This window comes from Sporichthya brevicatena (genome assembly GCF_039525035.1).
Classification (GTDB): Bacteria; Actinomycetota; Actinomycetes; order Sporichthyales; family Sporichthyaceae; genus Sporichthya; species Sporichthya brevicatena.
This window is the reverse complement of record NZ_BAAAHE010000070.1, coordinates 1-711: the sequence shown is the minus strand read 5'-3', so window position 1 is coordinate 711 and position 711 is coordinate 1. Positions and strand designations below refer to the sequence as shown.

General features: G+C 68.1%; 1 protein-coding gene. It reads right to left on the bottom strand.

The window, feature by feature from the left end; genetic code table 11:
- Window positions 1–2: 2 nt before the first annotated feature.
- Window positions 3–711, bottom strand: a 709-nt coding sequence (locus ABD401_RS24940; protein ID WP_344609929.1) for a DNA methyltransferase, incomplete at its 5' end; no start/stop codon positions are given.

Sequence of the window (711 nt, the reverse complement as noted above, 5' to 3'; positions counted from 1 at the left end):
GGTCATGACGCGTCCCCGAAGTCGAGCACGGACTGCGCGAGCCGGCGGGCGATGACCTCGCAGTACCGCTCCTCTACCTCGACGCCGATGGCCCGGCGCCCGAGGTTGCGGGCGGCGACGAGCGTGGAGCCGGACCCGGCGAACGGGTCGGCGATGACACCGGGCGGGCACGTCAGGATGAGTTGCTCGAGGACGTCCACCGGCTTGGCGTGGGGGTGACCGCCGTATCTCGCGGCCAGGCCATTCGGGTTTCCCGCCGTGCGCGCGCCGGTGCCGAAGACCGCCGAGCGACCTCCGCCCCCGGTGACGTGTGCCGAGCCGATGAGATAAATGGCCTCGACGTTCCGCCGAATACCACTGACGGATGTCAGGTTTCCGCTGTCCTCGGGCTTGACGTAGACGGCGGTCTGCTTGGTGCCCCTTGGCGGAGGGAGCAACAGGGAGCCGAAGACCACCGATGCCTTCTTGGTTCCCCACATGGCCAGGGCCGCGTCGCGCGCCTCGGTCGTCTCATCGTTCTGGATTCCGATGTCATTGAAGGAGTGCCGAACGTGGGTGCGGTAGTCACCCCGGGCGCGGTCGGCGGCAGAGACGCGGCTTATCCTGTGACGCTTCCACGCGATCCCGTAGGGCGGATCAGTGACGAGCACATCGGCCTCAAGCCACGCGGTGAGTTGGAGGCAGTCGCCGTGGTAGAGGGTGACGTGGTCG